Source organism: Albimonas sp. (assembly GCF_055129145.1).
In genome coordinates this window covers 1-15708 of the sequence record NZ_JBSRTQ010000103.1, presented here as the reverse complement: position 1 = coordinate 15708, position 15708 = coordinate 1, and the positions used below count along the sequence as shown (strand labels likewise).

Below are 15708 nucleotides of genomic sequence, written 5' to 3'. Positions count from 1 at the left end.
GCTTCAACATCTACGCCACCGACCTGGAGGAGGCGATCCAGTCGCATCCCGACGTGCTGGAGGTCGGCGTCGCCGGCGCGCCGGACGAGGAATGGGGCGAGATCCCCTGGGCGGGCGTGGTCGCGCGCCCGGGCGCGCGGGTGAGCGAGGCCGCGCTGATCGAACACGCCAACGCCCGGCTCGGCAAACTCCAGCGGATCAAGCGGCTGTTCTTCATCGAGGTGCTGCCGCGCAACGCCATCGAGAAAGTGGACAAGCCCAACCTGCTCAAGCTGCTGCAATCCATGGCCTGATCCGGGCCGCGTCCAAGGGGACGCCTCTGCGCGGCATGCGCCTCCGGCCTGCGGATGCAGGCTGGGGGTCGCGTTGCGGTTGGTGAAAGAATTTACGTACGATCATGCTACATGCCGAGTCGCGACGCGCCGGACCCGGCGAGCCGTCGCGAGACCCTCGGTGGAAAGGCTCTGGACGACATGACGCGATACACCACCTTCGCCATGACGGCGGTCCTGGCGATCACGTTCTTCGCCATTGCGCTGGCCCTTCCGGGCTACGACCTCATGGCCTCCGTGGGCGGGGTGCTGATGTCGGCGCTGTTCCTGCTCGGCATCTACGACTTGAGCCAGTCCAGGCATGCGGTGCTGCGCAACTATCCCGTGATCGGCCACATGCGCTGGCTGTTCGAAGGCATCCGCCCTGAAATCCGTCAGTATCTGATCGAAGGCGACGAGGACGAGGAGCCCTTCAGCCGCGAGGTCCGCTCGCTCGTCTATCAGCGCTCCAAGAACGTCGAGGACGCCAAGCCCTTCGGCACGCATGAGCGGGTCTACGACGCCGGCTATTCGTGGATGACCCATTCGGTCGCCACCAAGCACGTCACCGATTTCGACTTCCGCGTCTCCATCGGCGGGCCCGACTGCAAACAGCCCTACAACGCCTCGATCTACAACATCTCGGCGATGAGCTTCGGCGCGCTGTCGGGCAACGCCATCCATGCGCTGAACAAGGGGGCGAAGCTCGCCGGCTTCGCCCATGACACGGGCGAGGGCGGGATTTCGCGCTATCACCGCGCGGGCGGGGGCGACCTGATCTTCCAGGTGGGCACCGGCTATTTCGGCTGCCGCAACGCGGACGGCGGCTTCGACCCGGAGCTTTTCGCCAGGCAGGCCGCCGATCCGCAGGTCAAGATGATCGAGCTGAAGCTGTCGCAGGGCGCCAAGCCCGGCCATGGCGGCATGTTGCCCGCCGCCAAGATCACCGAGGAGATCGCCGAGGCGCGGCATGTGCCGATGGGGGAGGACTGCATCTCCCCCCCCTCGCATTCGGCGTTCAATACCCCGCTGGAGATGGTCGCGTTCATCGGCCGCCTGCGGGAGCTGTCGGGCGGCAAGCCGGTGGGCTTCAAGCTCTGCATCGGGCATCGGCGCGAATTCATGTGCATCGTCAAGGCGATGATCCAGACCGGGATCTATGCCGACTTCATCGTCGTCGACGGGTCCGAAGGCGGGACCGGGGCCGCGCCGCTGGAATTCTCCAACCATATGGGGATGCCGCTGCAGGACGGCCTGATGATCGTTCACAACACGCTGCGCGGGGCCGGGATCCGGGGACGGATCCGCATCGGGGCCGCGGGCAAGCAGGTCACCGCCTTCGACATCGCCAAGACGCTCGCGATGGGTGCGGACTGGTGCAATTCGGCCCGCGGCTTCATGTTCTCCATCGGCTGCATCCAGGCCCAGGCCTGCCACACCAACGAATGTCCGGTGGGGGTGGCGACGCAGGACAAGCTGCGCCAGCGCGCGCTCGACGTCGGCGACAAGTCGGTGCGGGTGGCGAATTTCCACAACAACACGCTCAAGGCGCTGGGCCACATGATCGGCGCGGCGGGGCTGGAGCAGCCCTATGAGCTGAGCCCCTATCACTTCAACTTCCGCCAGAAGATGGGGCAGACCATCGAGGGCGACCTGCTGTTCCTGCCGATCAACGAGGGCAGCCTGCTCGACGGCACCTGCAAGGACGAAAGCCTGATGAACCGCTGGCGCCGCGCCCGCCCCGAAAGCTTCACCCGCCTGGACTGACCGACGCCCGCCCCGACCCGCGTCTTGCTTCCCCGTTCGCGGAGGAGGGGGGCCGCGCGGAGAGGGGCGAGCCTGTTCATCGGCGACGTCGCCGAACAGGCCGGCCATGATCGGGGCTGCGCCAAGGCGCCGCCGCGACCAGGCCGACCTTCGCCTCGCAACCGAGACGCATCACTTCACTTCGGATCCCCAAACTCAAAGCGCAGGGTGGAACGCCAAAGACAAACGAGCCGCGAGGCCCGATAAGGTTTCGTTTACCTCAGGTTGAATGGCTCGGAGATGAACTCTCCGCTCATGGTGGGGTCACGTGGGGGCCTGCCCGGTCGCTCAACCGCCGAGCAGACGCGGCAGGAACAGCACCACGCCGGGGAAGACGATCAGCAGGGCGACGCGCAGCATTTCGGCCGCGAAGAACGGGGCCACGCCCTTGAAGGTCTCGCTCATCGGCACGTCTTTCGCGAGCGCCGAGATCACGAAGACGTTCATCCCCACCGGCGGCGTGATCAGCCCCAGCTCCACCACGATCAACGCCAGAATCCCGAACCAGACGTTGAGCTCTTCGGTCGACAGGCCGAAGCCCGCGCCCTCGGCCCCCTGGTAGAGCCCGCCGTTGAGCTCGATCAGCACCGGCCAGAAGAACGGGATCACCAGCAGGATCATCGACAGGCTGTCGAGGAAGCAGCCCAGCACGATCAGCGCCAGCAGCAGCAGCAGCAGCACCGCCATGGGCGTGAGCCCCGATCCCGCGATCCAGGCCGCCGTCTCCTGCGGCAGGCCGATGCGGGACATGAAGATCTTCATCATCTCGGCGCCGAGCAGGATCAGGTAGATCATGCCGGTGGCGCCCGCCGTCTCCTTCAGCGCCTCGACCATCTGGGGCAGGCGCAGGCGGCCCTGCAACGTGCCGACCACCCAGACCAGGAACACGCCGACGGCGGCGGCGGGGGTCGGGTTGTAGAGGCCGGCATATATGCCGCCGAGCACCAGCCCGAAGATCGCCACCACCGGGATCACGCCCAGCGTCGCGGCCCGACGCTCGGCGGCTGTGACCGGCGCGCCGCGGGGGCCGGCTTCGGGCCGCAACGTCACGTAAAGCGCGATGGTGACCAGGAACAGGCCGACGGCGATCAGCCCGGGGATCATCGCCGCCATGAACATGGTGACGATGTTGGCCTCGGTGATGATCGCGTAGACGATCAGCACCACCGAGGGCGGGATGAGGATGCCGAGCACGCCCCCCGCCGCCAGCGTCCCGGTGGCGAGCGCGCCGGAATAGTTGTAGCGCGCAAGCTCGGGCAGGGCGACGCGCCCCATGGTCGAGGCGGTGGCGAGCGACGAGCCGCAGACCGCCCCGAACCCCGCGCAGGCGGCGATGGCGGCCATGGCGGTGCCGCCCGGCAGACGGCCCAGCCAGGCGTTGGCGCCGCGGAACAGGGCCTGCGACAGCCCGGCCTTCGAGGCCAGCGCCCCCATCAGCACGAACATCGGGATCACCGACAGCGAGTGGATGGAGAATTGCCCATAGGCCAGCGTTTTCAGCTGGTTGAGCATCAGGGCCGAGCCGTTCAGCCAGGTGATGCCGATGCCCGACACCAGGATCATCGCATAGGCGATCGGCATGCGCAGCGCGATCAGCGCGACCAGCGCCACCAGTCCCAGCACGCCGAGGGTCACCGCGTCGATCATGCGGTGCCCCTGCCGGCGGCGACCGGCGCCGCCTCGACAAGCGACACCAGGGCGGCGAGCGCCAGCAGGGCGAGCGACACCAGGATCGGCGGGAAGGCCCACCAGACCGGGACCTGAAGGATGGCGGTCATGTAGTCGTATTCGCGCTGGTCCTCCATCCCCGCCCACATCCGCCACAGCAGCAGCAGCGCGAAGAACAGCGCCACCACCGACGCGGCCAGTGCGAAGCGCGCGGTCCAGACGCGCGAGGCGCGGGCGGTGAAGATGTCGGCGGTGACGTTGGCGCCGGTCAGCTGGCACCACGGCAGGAACGTGAAAGCCGCGACCGCCACGCCCATCTCGGTCAGCTCGAACTCGCCGGGCACCGGGACCCAGACCACCCCCCCGATCACCGAGGCGGCGTTGAGCAGCACGACCGCCAGCAGCAGGCAGCCGCCGGCGAGCGCCCAGAGCTCGATCGCGCGGGCCGCCGCGCCGGTCCAGCCGGCGCGGCGACGGGGCTCGTCGCTCATTTCGCCGTGTGCGCGGCGATGCGGTCACGGGCCTCGTCGACCAGGGCCTGGCCGTCGATGCCCTTGCCCTTCACCTCTTCGACCCATTTCGCCACCACCGGGTCCATGGCGGTCTCGAAGGCCGCGGTCTCCTCGGCGTTGAGCGTGATGTGCTCGTTGCCCGCCTTGACCGCGAGGCCGATGCCGAAATCGTCCGACGCCCGCCAGATGTCGCCGACCTGCGCCTGCCATTCGGGGCCCGAGGCATCCGAAAACGCCTGTCTGATGTCGTCAGGCAGCGCGTCCCAGCGGGCCTGGTTCATCGAGACCTGGAAGGTGGTGGTGCCGAGCCGTCCCTCGTCCGCCAGCTCGATCTGATACCGGGTCTGGTCCTGGATCTTGAGCGGCGGGATGATCTCGAACGGGATGAAGGCGCCGTCGACCACGCCCTTTTGCAGCGCAGGCGGCAGGTCGGGCACCGGCATCGCGACGGGGACGGCGCCGAGCGCCTCGATCACCCAGGCGTTGGTGCGGGTGGGGGTGCGGATCTTGAGCCCCGCGAGATCCGCCGGCATCCGCACCAGCTTGTCGCGCATATGCATCGCCTGACCGGCATGGACGTGCAGGAACATCACCTGCATGCCCTTGTAGTCGTCGGCGAGCGCGCCCGATTCCAGCATCTCGTTCATCGCGAGATCGGCGGCGCGGGGATCGTTGGTGAAGACGTTGGGCAGTTCGAACACCTCGGTGCGCGGGAAGAGGCCGGGGGTGTAGCCGTTGACCGTCCAGATCAGGTCGACGACGCCGTCGCGCACCTGGTTGATCAGCTCGGGCGGGCGACCGCCGAGGGTCATCGCGGGGTAGATCTCGATCTTCACCCGGCCGCCGGAATTCGCCTCCACCTGCGCGGCCCAGGGGACCAGCATCCTGGAATGCGCCGGGGCCTGTGCGGACAGCAGATGGTGCAGCTTGAAGGTGAATTCCTGCGCCTGCGCGCCCGAAGCGCCGGGCAGGGCGGCGACGAAGGCGGCGGCCGCGGCGGCGGCCAGACCGCGAAGGCCGGTTCTGCGCGTGATCATGTGGTTCCCTCCCTGGATCCGCCGGTCGCGACCCCGAGGCCGCTCCGGACGCTCTTTGAGCGGTCGGGCGAGCCCGTCCGTCGGCGTCCACGATCTATCGCCTCCCGTGCCCGACACGTCCAGTCGGGATTGGGCGGCGGGGCGGCTGGGAGGCCGATTTCCCGGGGCGCGGGCGGTCCGGGCGCCCTAGGGGCCGGTTCGGATGACGTCCGGCGCGGTGCGCTCGGCCTCCGCCCCTGCGTCCTCCGCCAGGTCGCGGGCGAAGGCGGCGACGGCGCGGATCAGCACGTCGCGCAATGCCTCGCGGCGACTGTCGAGCCGGCTGAGCGGGCCGCCGACCGCGATGCCGAGGCAGGGGCCCGAGCCCGGCATCGGCAGCAGGGTGCAGATGGTCCCCGCCCCGCGCGAGGCGATGCCGAAGGTCTCGATATAGCCTTGGGCGCGGGCGAGGCGGACGTTTTCCAGCGTGCGCTCCTCGTCCGGCCAATCGTCCTCGGACCCGAATTCGGCGCGGTGGCGGCGCACGATGCGGCGGACCTCGTCGTCCGAGCGGCGGGTCAGCAGCATGATCCCGATGCCCGAGCCATGCAGCGGCCGCACCAGCCCGGGGCGCAGCGAAAAGCGCAGGTTGTGCGGGCTCTCGATGATCGAGAGATATTGCATGAACAGGCCCTTCCGCCCGCCCAGCAGCACCGATTCCCCGGTCTGCTCGGCGAGCGCGCGCATCAGGATCTGCACCTGCTCGACATTGCCCGGCCCCCCCAGCGCCCAGTGGCCGAGGAAGGCGAGCCGCGCGGCGGGACGGTAGCGGCGGGTCTGCGGCTCGAACTCCACATAGCCTTGCGCGGCCAGCGTCTTCATCAGGGTCGAGACCGAGGATTGCGGCAGGTTCAGTCCCTCCACGATCTCGCTGACCTTGAGCGCGCGGCGTTCGGCCTCGAAGAATTCCAGGATCTCGATGACGCGCACGGCCGATTTGACCATGCCGCCGTAGCGAACCTCTCCCGTGCCGTCCAAGCGTCGTCTCCCGAATTCAGCCATCAGATCCGTGATGCATTCGATCATGCTTTCGATGACATGGGGGCGCGGCGCGCGCAAGCGCGCGGCCGGATCACCGACGCCGGGACTTCGGGCCGCGCAGGAAACGGGCTGCGCGGCGGGGCCGGAGGGACGATGAAGGCTCACCCGCACCCCGTCCAAGGAGCCCGCCGATGCCTGCCTTCGATCTTCCCGATGTCTCCGACGCGCTGGACGCCGACGGCCACGCCGATCTCGGTCCGGTGCTGAGCCCCGAGGACTGCGCGGGGCTCGCCGCCCTCTACCCGCAGGAGGCGCCCTTCCGCAGCCATGTCGTCATGCGCCGGCACGGCTTCGGGGAGGGGGAATACAAGTACTTCGCCGACCCGCTGCCGGGCCTGATCGCGGGGCTGCGCGCCAGCCTCTACGCCCGGCTCGCGCCGCTCGCCAACGCCTGGGCCGGGCGGATGGGGCAGGGGGCGCCCTATCCGGCCGCCCATGCCGAGTTCCGCGCGCTCTGCGCTGCGGCGGGACAGACGAAGCCGACGCCGCTGATGCTCCGCTACGGGCCGGGAGACTACAACTGCCTGCACCAGGACCTCTACGGCGACCTCGCCTTCCCGATCCAGGTGGTGGTCCTGCTGAGCCCGCCCGACGCCTTCGAGGGCGGCGAGTTCGTGCTGACCGAGCAACGCCCCCGCATACAGTCCCGCGCGTCGGTGGTCCCCCTGCGTCAGGGCCATGCGGTGGCCTTCGCGGTGTCGGACCGGCCCCGGCAGGGCACGCGGGGAACCTACCGGGTGAAGCAGCGCCACGGCGTGTCGAGCCTGCGCACGGGCGAGCGGACGACGCTGGGCATCATCTTCCACGATGCCACGTAGGGCGGGTGCAAACCCGCCGCACCGCCCCCCCTCAGAACGCCGGGAATTCCTTCCGAAGGTTCGCGAGAATCTGGTCCCGCGTCGCGCGATAGGCGTCGAGCTTCTGCTCCCGCCGCTCCCCGATCCCGGTGGGGTCGAGGGTGGGCCAGTAGCGCACCTCGGTCGCGTACCACCGGGTGTGATCGAGCGCGGCGCGCTGGGCGGCGGGCGACAGCGCCACGATCATCTCGTAGCTGTCGATCTGCTCTCCGACCGTCGCCAGATCCTCGAACGACCGGGCGCGGTGCCTTTCCAGCTCCACCCCGATCTCGGAGCAGACCGAGACGGCGAAGGGGTCGACCTCCATGTCATGCTTCACCCCCGCCGACTGCACGAAGACGCGGGCGCCGTGGAGCTTCTTCATCAGCCCCTCCGCCATGGGGGAGCGGACCGCGTTATGGTCGCAGCAGAAGAGGATGGAGGCGGGGAGCAGGGCCATGGTCCGCCCGCGCTCAGCCCTTGAAGTGCAGGACGCAGACCAGGGTGAACAGCCTCCGCGCGGTGTCGGCGTCCACATCGGCCTTGCCTTCGAGACGCTCGCGCAGGATCCGCGCGCCCTCGTTGTGGATGCCGCGCCGGCCCATGTCGATCGCCTCGATCTGGGAAGGGGGCAGACGTTTGACGGCGTCGTAATAGCTTTCGCAGATCGCGAAATAGTCTTTTATGATCTGCCGGAACGGGCCCAGCGACAGGTGGAATTCGCCGGCCGGGTCCCCCGCCTCGGTGGTCAGCGCGAAGACCACGCGCCGGTCCACGATCCCCAGCCCCAGCGCATAGGGTCCGTCGGGGGCGCCGTCGCGGGCGAGCGCGAAGCTGTTCTCCTCCAGCAGGTCGTAGATCGCGACCTTGCGCTCCTGCTCCACTTCCGGCGTCGGCGCGGCGAGGCCGGCTTCGTCGAGGGTGATGGCGGTCAGGCGGGTCATTTCGAGCCCTCTTTCGCGTCGGCGCGCGGGGCCGGCGCTTCGTTCAGCGCGTCGAGCCGGAGGCGGACCGCGCGGGCATGCGCCTCCAGCCCTTCGGAGCGGGCGAGGATTTCGGCCGCCGGCCCGATGGCGGCGAGCGCGCCGGGGGTCATGCGGGCGAGGGTGGTGCGCTTCATGAAGTCGAGCACCGAGAGGCCGGACGAGAACCGGGCCGAGCGTGCGGTGGGCAGCACATGGTTGGGCCCGCCCACATAATCGCCGATGGCCTCGGGCGTGTAGGCGCCGAGGAAGATCGCGCCGGCATGGCGGATATGGGCGGAGAGGCCCTCCGGGTCGGCGGTGCAGATCTCCAGATGCTCGGGCGCGACGCGGTCGGAGATCTCGGCGGCCTGGACGAGGTCGCGGGTCAGGATCACCGCGCCGTTGGCGCGCCACGACGCCTCCGCGATGTCGCGGCGGGGCAGGAGGGCGAGCGCGCGCTCCACCGCCGCGATCACCGCCTGGGCCATGGCGGCGCTGTCGGTGACGAGGATCGACTGGGCGCTTTCGTCATGCTCGGCCTGGGAAAGCAGGTCCATCGCGATCCAGTCGGGATTCTGGGCTGCATCGGCGATGACCAGAATTTCCGAGGGGCCGGCGATCATGTCGATGCCCACCGTCCCGAACACCCGGCGCTTGGCGGCGGCGACATAGGCGTTGCCGGGGCCGGCGATCTTGTCGACGGGCCGGATGGTCCGGGTGCCGTAGGCGAGCGCGCCGATGGCCTGGGCGCCGCCGATGCGGAAGATCTCGGTGACGCCCGCGAGGCGGGCCGCGAGCAGGGTCAGCGGGTTCACCTTGCCGCCGGGCGTCGGCATGCACACCGCGAGCCGCCGCACGCCCGCGACGCGGGCGGGAATGGCGTTCATCAGCAGCGAGGACGGGTAGGACGCGGTCCCGCCCGGCACATAGAGCCCGGCCGCGTCCACCGGGGTCCAGCGCCAGCCGAGCGTGGCCCCGGCCCCGTCCTCGAAGCTGACGGGTTCGGGCAGCTGGCGGCGGTGATAGGCCTCGATCCGGACGGCCGCGAGCTCCAACGCCTGCGCCTCTTCGGGCGGGACGGCGAGGGAGGCGGCGGCGATTTCCTCGCGCGAGATGGCGAGCGTGTCGGGGGCGAGGTCGAGCCGGTCGAAACGCGAGGTGTATTCGATCACCGCGTCGTCGCCGCGGGTCCGCACGTCATCGAGGATGGCGGCGACGACGTCGTCCACCTCCGGGGCCGATTCCCGCTTCAGGGCCAGAAGGGCCTGGAAACGCGACTCGAAGTCCGGCTGGTCGGCGCGGAGGATGACGGGCATGGAACCTCCCTGAACGGCACCCTGCGGTGATAGCGGTCGCGGCGTCGGGGGGCAACCGGGGGGCCGAAGGAAGCCGGCGGGGCGCGCCGCCCCCGGGGAGGGCGGCGCCGGGGGCGGTCAGACCTCGGACGCTTCCAGCTCGCCGATCATCCGGTCGATCAGGCCGAGGCCCTTCTGCCAGAACTCCGGGTCGGTGGCGTCGAGGCCGAACGGGGCCAGAAGCGCCTTGTGACCCTTGGAACCGCCGGCGGCCAGCATCTCGAAATACTTGTCCTGGAAGCCGGGCCCGCCGTCCTCGTAGACCGCGTAGAGCGCGTTCACCAGGCCGTCGCCGAACGCATAGGCGTAAACGTAGAAGGGCGAGTGGATGAAATGCGGGATATAGGCCCAGAACGTCTCGTAGCCCGGTGCGAATTCGAAGATAGGTCCGAGGCTTTCCTTCTGAACCTGCATCCAGATCTCGCCCAGATCGTCGCCGGTCAGCTCGCCTTCGGCGCGGGCCGCATGGACCCGGCACTCGAAATCATAGAACGCGATCTGGCGGACCACGGTGTTGAGCATGTCCTCGACCTTGCCGGCCAGCAGCGTGCGCCGCTTTTTCGGGTCGGTCTCGCGGTCCAGCAGCCGGCGGAAGGTCAGCATCTCGCCGAAGACCGACGCGGTTTCGGCCAGGGTCAGCGGCGTCGAGGACAGGAATTCGCCCTGGTCGGCGGCGAGGATCTGGTGAACCCCGTGGCCGAGCTCATGGGCGAGCGTCATCACGTCCCGGGTTTTGCCGAGGTAGTTCAGCATCACATAGGGATGCGCGTCGGTCACGGTCGGATGGGCGAAGGCGCTCGGCGCCTTGCCTGGCTTCACCGGGGCGTCGATCCAGCCGTTGCGGAAGAACGGCTCGGCCAGCTCCCCCATCCGGGGCGAGAAATCGGCGTAGGCGTCGAGCACGGTGGCCTTCGCCTCCTCCCAGCCGACCCTGCGGTCGGGCTCGTCGGGCAGGGGGGCGTTGCGGTCCCAGTGCTGAAGCTTGTCGAGGCCGAGCCAGCCGGCCTTCAGCGTGTAATAGCGGTGCGAGAGGCGGGGATAGGCCGCGACCACCGCATCGCGCAGCGCCTGGACCACTTCCGGTTCCACATGGTTGGACAGGTGCCGGCCGGTCTGGGCGGAGGGCATCTTGCGCCAGCGCGTCTCGATCTCCTGCTCTTTCGCCAGCGTGTTCATGATCCGGGTGAAGATCGGCAGCTGCTCGGCGAAGACGGTCGACAGCGCAGCGGCGGCGGCGGCGCGGCGGCCGCGATCGGCGTCCGACAGCATGGTCAGCGTGGTCTCGAGCGGCAGGGGCTCGTCCTCGCCCGCCACGTCGAAGGTCAGGCGGGCCATGGTCTCGTCGAAGAGGCGGTTCCATGCGGCGGCGCCGACCACGGACTGATCGTGCAGGAATTTTTCGAGCTCGTCGGAGAGCTGGTAGGGGCGGTAGGCGCGCAGACGCTCCAGCCAGGGCTGGTAGCGGGTCAGGGCGGGGCTTTCGGCCAGCATGCGGGCGAGGTCCGCGTCCTCGATCCGGTTCAGCTCCAGCGCGAAGAACACGGTGGGCGCGGTGATGTCGGTGACCTCGCCATGGCGGTCGCCCATGAACTTGGCGCGCTCGGGGTCGGAGGTGTTCTGGTAATGGCGCAGGCCCGCATAGGACATGACCCGGCCGAGCCGCTGCTGCAGCCGCTCGTAACGGATCACCGCGTCGGCCATGGCGTCGCCGGATAGGCCGGCCATCCTGCCTTCGAATTCCTCGGCGAGCGCCAGCGCTTCGGCCCGCGCGGCGTCGAGATCGGACTTCAGCGCCGGGGCGTCGGGGCCGGGATAGAGGTCGTCGAGGTTCCATTCCGGAAGGTCGCCCAGCGGTCCGCCGGGCGCGCCATGGCCGGTGTCGGCGGCGTCGGCCAGGGGAAGACGGTCGAGGCGGAAGGGACGGGGCATAAGAGGCTTCTCCACAGGCGGGATCGGTCCGGGGCGCGGGTCGCATATAGCCCGGCGAGGCGGCTCTAGAAAGGCGCCGTTCACCGGAATTCGCGCGCGGGACGGGGAAGGCGGGACGAAAGCGCGCGGATCGGGCGGCGGTTCGGGGCCATTTGCGCGGTGCGCGCAGGGCTTGGCGGGCGGGGGCGGCGCGACCCCTGAGCGCCGGCCTGAAAGCGAAAACGCCCCGCGCGAGTTGCACGGGGCGTCATCAGGTTCAGCCGTGAAGCGCCGCAGGCCCGAGGGCCCGCGGCCGCCGTCACACGATCACTCGGAGATCGCGATGGTGGCGCGACGGTTGCGCGGCTCGCGCACGCCGTCGCCGGTCGGAACGGCCAGATCGGTTTCCGAACGGCCGGACTTCGAGATGGTGCCGGCATTGACGCCGGTGGACGCGGAGCGGGACAGGATGGCCCGCTCGACGGCCGTGGCGCGACGCTCGGACAGCTTCTGGTTGTAAGCGAAGGAGCCCGAAGTGTCCGTGTGGCCGACGATCGACACCAGCGGCGCGCTGTAGGAGGCGAGCATGGTGACGACCTCATCGATCACGGCCTGGGCCGCGGCGGTGATGTCGGACTTGTCGAAGCCGAAGTAGACCGTCAGGTCCGAGGCGACGCCGCGGCAGGCCACGAGGGCCTCGTCCAGCATGGCCTTGGCATCGGCGGCCGACACGCAGGCGAAGGCGCCCTCGGCCAGCGACTCGAGGTACTGGTCCCAGTAGGCCTGGGCCTTGGCGCACGCCTCGGGGCGGACGCTCATGTTCGCATTGACGAGGGCGACCACGTCGTCATAGCCCTCGGCGGTGACGCCGAGCTCGGCCGGGGTCCACGGCGCCACGCCGCCGGCCGCAGCGGCCTGCGACTTGGCGATGTAGGCGGTCGAGTCCATCCAGTTCACGTCGGTGCGCGCGGAGCGGACGGCGAGCGCCTGATACTCGCGCGCCAGCGCCGCATTGAAACCCGAGCCCTCGATCGAGGTCCCAAGGTAGCTTTCGGCCGTGAACGTGTCGCCCAGGTTCGCGCCCGGCAGATACGAGCAGCCGGCAAGCGCCAGGGCGGTTCCAGCCAGGGCAGTCCGGGAAATGATGTTCATCCCTCTCTCCGTCTCGGTTCGCCCGGCTGCGCCGCCGGGTCATGAAAGTGTGGGCGCCGGCCATCGTGTACTTCCGACTGCACCCTGCGGTTCCGATGCCACGATCCGTGGCGGCGATCAACCTTCCGGCGCGATCCAAGTCGGAATGGCGCCACGGAAATCACCTCTCGTCTCGTTTTAACAACACATTGGGGTTCTTCCCATAGTTTCGCGCCGGTTCAGTCGAGAGCGTAAATCGAGTCATCCGCGTTTCAAGGCTTTGGGTCGAGGGCGATACGGATAAGTCAAATGATCGATGATGGGAAAGCCGGGCGCCGCGGCGCGCGCGGGAACGCGCAGGCCGCGGGTGAGTCGGCGGGCGGGGACGGCGGCGGGCCCGAGGGTTTCGCGCCGCTGCGCGGGCCCGACGGCCATGCCAGACCGCTGGCGGAGGTCGAGGACGACGCCATCCGCCATGCGGTGCGGCTTTACGCCGGCAACCTGTCCGAGGCGGCGCGGCGGCTGGAGGTCGGGCGCTCGACGCTCTACCGGCGGCTGCGCGGGCTCGGCGGGACCGACTGAGGCGCGACGGCCGGGCGGCCCTCGCGTCGCTGCGCGCCGCATCGCCCCGCCCTGCCGTCCCCGTTTCAGGGCTGAGGCGGAGAGAATCACCTGCCCGCAACGATTTGTCGGGCGGCTTTGATCGGGGATCTGCATTGGCGCGAGCCTGCGCGGCCGCCGATCCGGCGTCGAGCCGGCGGATCCGCCTGGCCTGCGGTCGGCTTTCGTTCCTGCGGTTGGGCGGGCGCGTCGAACGGGCGGGAGGCGGCGATTTCAGGCCGACTCTGGCTCAAGGTCATCGCGTAGACGGAGGGGCGCGACCCGGAGCCCCGGAGCGTCGGACGCCGGACGTGTAGAGGCTGCCCCCACCCCACCCCACCCCACCCCGCCGCGCCCTCGTGCCGACGCGCTGGTCGCCGTCGAGCGCCAAACGAAAGGCCGCCGGCGCATGCGACGCCGGCGGCCCTTGGATGATCCCTGTCCGATACGGGCGCAGGGCGACGTCACATGTTGGGGTAGTTCGGCCCGTCCCCGCCCTGCGGCGTGGTCCAGTTGATGTTCTGCGTCGGATCCTTGATGTCGCAGGTCTTGCAGTGCACGCAGTTCTGGAAGTTGATCACGAAGCGCGGGTTGGAGCCGTCGTCGTTGCGCACCACTTCATAGACGCCGGCCGGGCAATAACGCTGCGCCGGCTCGTCGTATTTCTTCAGGTTCCAGGCGATCGGGATCTCCGGGTCCTTCAGCTTCAGGTGGCAGGGCTGGTGCTCTTCGTGGTTGGTGGCCGAGAAGCTCACATTGGTCAGCCGGTCGAAGCTCAGTTTCCCGTCCGGGCGCGGATAGTCGATCGGCTTGAAGTTGGCCGCGCGCCCCGTCGCCTCGGCGTCGGTCTTGCCATGCGCCAGCGTCCCGAACAGCGTCCCCCCGAAGATCGAGGCGAACCACATGTCCAAGCCCCCCAGCGCCAGGCCCCCGATCAGCCCGTAGCGGGACCAGAGCGGCTTGACGTTGCGCACCTTCTTCAGGTCCGCGGCGATGGGGCCGGAACGGACGTCGGCCTCGTATTCGGTCAGCTCGTCGCCGGCGCGTCCGGCCTGGATCGCCTCGAACGCCGCTTCCGCCGCCGCCTTGCCCGACAGCATGGCGTTGTGGTTGCCCTTGATGCGGGGCACGTTGACCATGCCGGCCGAGCAGCCCAGCAGCACGCCGCCGGGGAAGGTCAGCTTGGGCATCGACTGCCAGCCGCCCTCGGTGATGGCGCGGGCCCCGTAGGCGACGCGCTTGCCGCCCTCCAGCATCCCGGCGATGGCGGGGTGATGCTTGAAGCGCTGGAACTCCATGTACGGGTAAAGATACGGGTTCTTGTAGTTCAGGTGCACCACGAAGCCGATGAACACCTGGTTGTTCTCACCGTGGTAGATGAACGACCCGCCGCCGGCATTGTCGCCCAGCGGCCAGCCCATGGTGTGGGTGACCTGGCCGGGCTTGTGTTTGGCGGGGTCGATCTCCCACACCTCTTTCATGCCGAGGCCGTATTTCTGCGGCTCCTTGCCTTCCGACAGGGCGAATTTCTCGATGGCGATCTTCGAGAGCGAGCCGCGCACGCCCTCGGCCAGCATCACGTATTTGCCGCGCAACTCCATCCCCGGCTCGTAGTTCGGGCCCTGGGTGCCGTCGGGGTTCTTGCCGAACTCGCCGGCGACCACGCCGACCACTTCGCCATCGTCGCCATAGACCAGTTCGGAGCACGACATGCCGGGGAAGATCTCGACCCCCAGTTCCTCGGCCTGCTCGGCCATCCAGCGGCAGACATTGCCCATGGAGACGATGTAGTTGCCGTGATTGTCCATCAGCGGCGGCATCGGGAAGTTGGGGATCCGCATGTCGCCCGCGGCGCCGAGCATCAGGAAGCGGTCGTCGGTCACGGGCGTGTTGAGCGGCGCGCCCTTCGCCTTCCAGTCGGGGATCAGCGCATCGAGACCCGACGGGTCGAGCACCGCGCCCGAAAGAATATGCGCGCCGACCTCGGAGCCCTTCTCGAGCACCACCACGTTGAGGTCTTCGCCGCCGAGCTGCTTGAGCCGGATCGCGGCGCTCAGGCCCGCAGGGCCGGCACCGACGATGACGACGTCGACGTCCATGGTTTCGCGTTCGATCTCGCTCATCCGGGCATCCTTCGTAACTCTACGATGGCCGCACGGCAGGTTGCGACCGAGCTTCGAGGTAAAGCGCGGGTGGGGGGTCGTCAACCGATCAGCACGCAAACCCTTGTGTGACGGGCGGCGCGAGGTGGGGAGAGGCGGGGGCGCCCCCTATCGGGGGCGGCGGGCCGGGGTTAGGATGCGCGGGATGGAGGAGCGGGCGCGGATGACGGGCATGGGCATGACGGGGACCGGCGGCGCGGCCTGGGCCTCGGCGGGGCGCGAGGCCTTGCGCGCCGCGCTGGAATTCCAGCTGGATTGCGGGGTGGACGAGACGCTGGGAGAAACCCCGGCGGACCGGTTCGCCGAATCCGAGGCCCTCGTCGCCGCGCGGGCCGCG

Annotated in this window: 14 protein-coding genes; 4 read left to right on the top strand and 10 right to left on the bottom strand. The window is 69.3% G+C overall.

Annotated features, from left to right (window positions below; all coding sequences use genetic code 11):
- A partial coding sequence (locus tag ACTB72_RS15365; RefSeq protein WP_463037877.1) for an AMP-binding enzyme occupies positions 1-293 on the top strand: 293 nt, incomplete at its 5' end.
- A 180-nt stretch (positions 294-473) separates the two neighbouring features.
- Positions 474-2078: an FMN-binding glutamate synthase family protein gene (locus ACTB72_RS15360; RefSeq protein WP_463037876.1), complete on the top strand. Its 1605-nt coding sequence runs from the start codon at positions 474-476 to the stop codon at positions 2076-2078.
- Between the two features lie 327 nt (positions 2079-2405).
- On the opposite strand, the gene ACTB72_RS15355 is transcribed toward ACTB72_RS15360, so the two are convergent.
- The 4 genes from ACTB72_RS15355 to ACTB72_RS15340 all read right to left on the bottom strand — a co-directional run bounded on the left by ACTB72_RS15355 (position 2406) and on the right by ACTB72_RS15340 (position 6351).
- Complete coding sequence (locus tag ACTB72_RS15355; protein ID WP_463037875.1) at positions 2406-3764, bottom strand: TRAP transporter large permease; 1359 nt, start codon at positions 3762-3764, stop codon at positions 2406-2408.
- Entirely contained in the window at positions 3761-4276 is a 516-nt protein-coding gene (locus ACTB72_RS15350; RefSeq protein WP_463037874.1) for a TRAP transporter small permease subunit, read from the bottom strand. The genes ACTB72_RS15355 and ACTB72_RS15350 overlap by 4 nt, the downstream gene beginning before the upstream one ends.
- The gene (locus ACTB72_RS15345; RefSeq protein WP_463037873.1) at positions 4273-5334 is read right to left on the bottom strand and encodes a TRAP transporter substrate-binding protein; all 1062 of its coding nucleotides are present in this window, start codon (positions 5332-5334) and stop codon (positions 4273-4275) included. Before ACTB72_RS15345 ends, ACTB72_RS15350 begins: the two co-directional genes overlap by 4 nt.
- Before the next feature lie 186 nt (positions 5335-5520).
- A complete protein-coding gene (locus ACTB72_RS15340; protein ID WP_463037872.1) occupies positions 5521-6351 on the bottom strand; it encodes an IclR family transcriptional regulator in 831 nt (276 codons plus the stop codon).
- Between the two features lie 194 nt (positions 6352-6545).
- Between ACTB72_RS15340 and ACTB72_RS15335 the strand changes: the two genes are divergently transcribed.
- Complete coding sequence (locus ACTB72_RS15335) at positions 6546-7232, top strand: 2OG-Fe(II) oxygenase (RefSeq protein ID WP_463037871.1); 687 nt, start codon at positions 6546-6548, stop codon at positions 7230-7232.
- 31 nt (positions 7233-7263) lie between these two features.
- On the opposite strand, the gene ACTB72_RS15330 is transcribed toward ACTB72_RS15335, so the two are convergent.
- The 5 genes from ACTB72_RS15330 to ACTB72_RS15310 all read right to left on the bottom strand — a co-directional run bounded on the left by ACTB72_RS15330 (position 7264) and on the right by ACTB72_RS15310 (position 12630).
- Positions 7264-7710 (bottom strand): arsenate-mycothiol transferase ArsC, encoded by a 447-nt coding sequence (locus tag ACTB72_RS15330; protein WP_463037870.1) that lies wholly within the window; start codon positions 7708-7710, stop codon positions 7264-7266.
- A gap of 13 nt (positions 7711-7723) precedes the next feature.
- Entirely contained in the window at positions 7724-8194 is a 471-nt protein-coding gene (locus ACTB72_RS15325) for a UPF0262 family protein (RefSeq protein WP_463037869.1), read from the bottom strand.
- The gene (gene hisD, locus ACTB72_RS15320) at positions 8191-9531 is read right to left on the bottom strand and encodes a histidinol dehydrogenase (RefSeq protein WP_463037868.1); all 1341 of its coding nucleotides are present in this window, start codon (positions 9529-9531) and stop codon (positions 8191-8193) included. Before hisD ends, ACTB72_RS15325 begins: the two co-directional genes overlap by 4 nt.
- Positions 9532-9648: 117 nt before the next feature.
- Positions 9649-11499, bottom strand: coding sequence for a M3 family oligoendopeptidase (locus ACTB72_RS15315; protein ID WP_463037867.1), 1851 nt, complete (start codon positions 11497-11499; stop codon positions 9649-9651).
- Positions 11500-11805: 306 nt separating this feature from the next.
- Positions 11806-12630, bottom strand: coding sequence for an OmpA family protein (locus tag ACTB72_RS15310; protein ID WP_463037866.1), 825 nt, complete (start codon positions 12628-12630; stop codon positions 11806-11808).
- A 288-nt stretch (positions 12631-12918) separates the two neighbouring features.
- On the opposite strand from ACTB72_RS15310, the gene ACTB72_RS15305 reads away from it, so the two are divergent.
- Entirely contained in the window at positions 12919-13191 is a 273-nt protein-coding gene (locus ACTB72_RS15305) for a helix-turn-helix domain-containing protein (RefSeq protein WP_463037865.1), read from the top strand.
- Positions 13192-13673: 482 nt separating this feature from the next.
- On the opposite strand, the gene ACTB72_RS15300 is transcribed toward ACTB72_RS15305, so the two are convergent.
- Positions 13674-15332, bottom strand: a complete 1659-nt coding sequence (locus ACTB72_RS15300) for an electron transfer flavoprotein-ubiquinone oxidoreductase (RefSeq protein ID WP_463037864.1) — start codon at positions 15330-15332, stop codon at positions 13674-13676.
- Positions 15333-15708 lie beyond the last annotated feature (376 nt).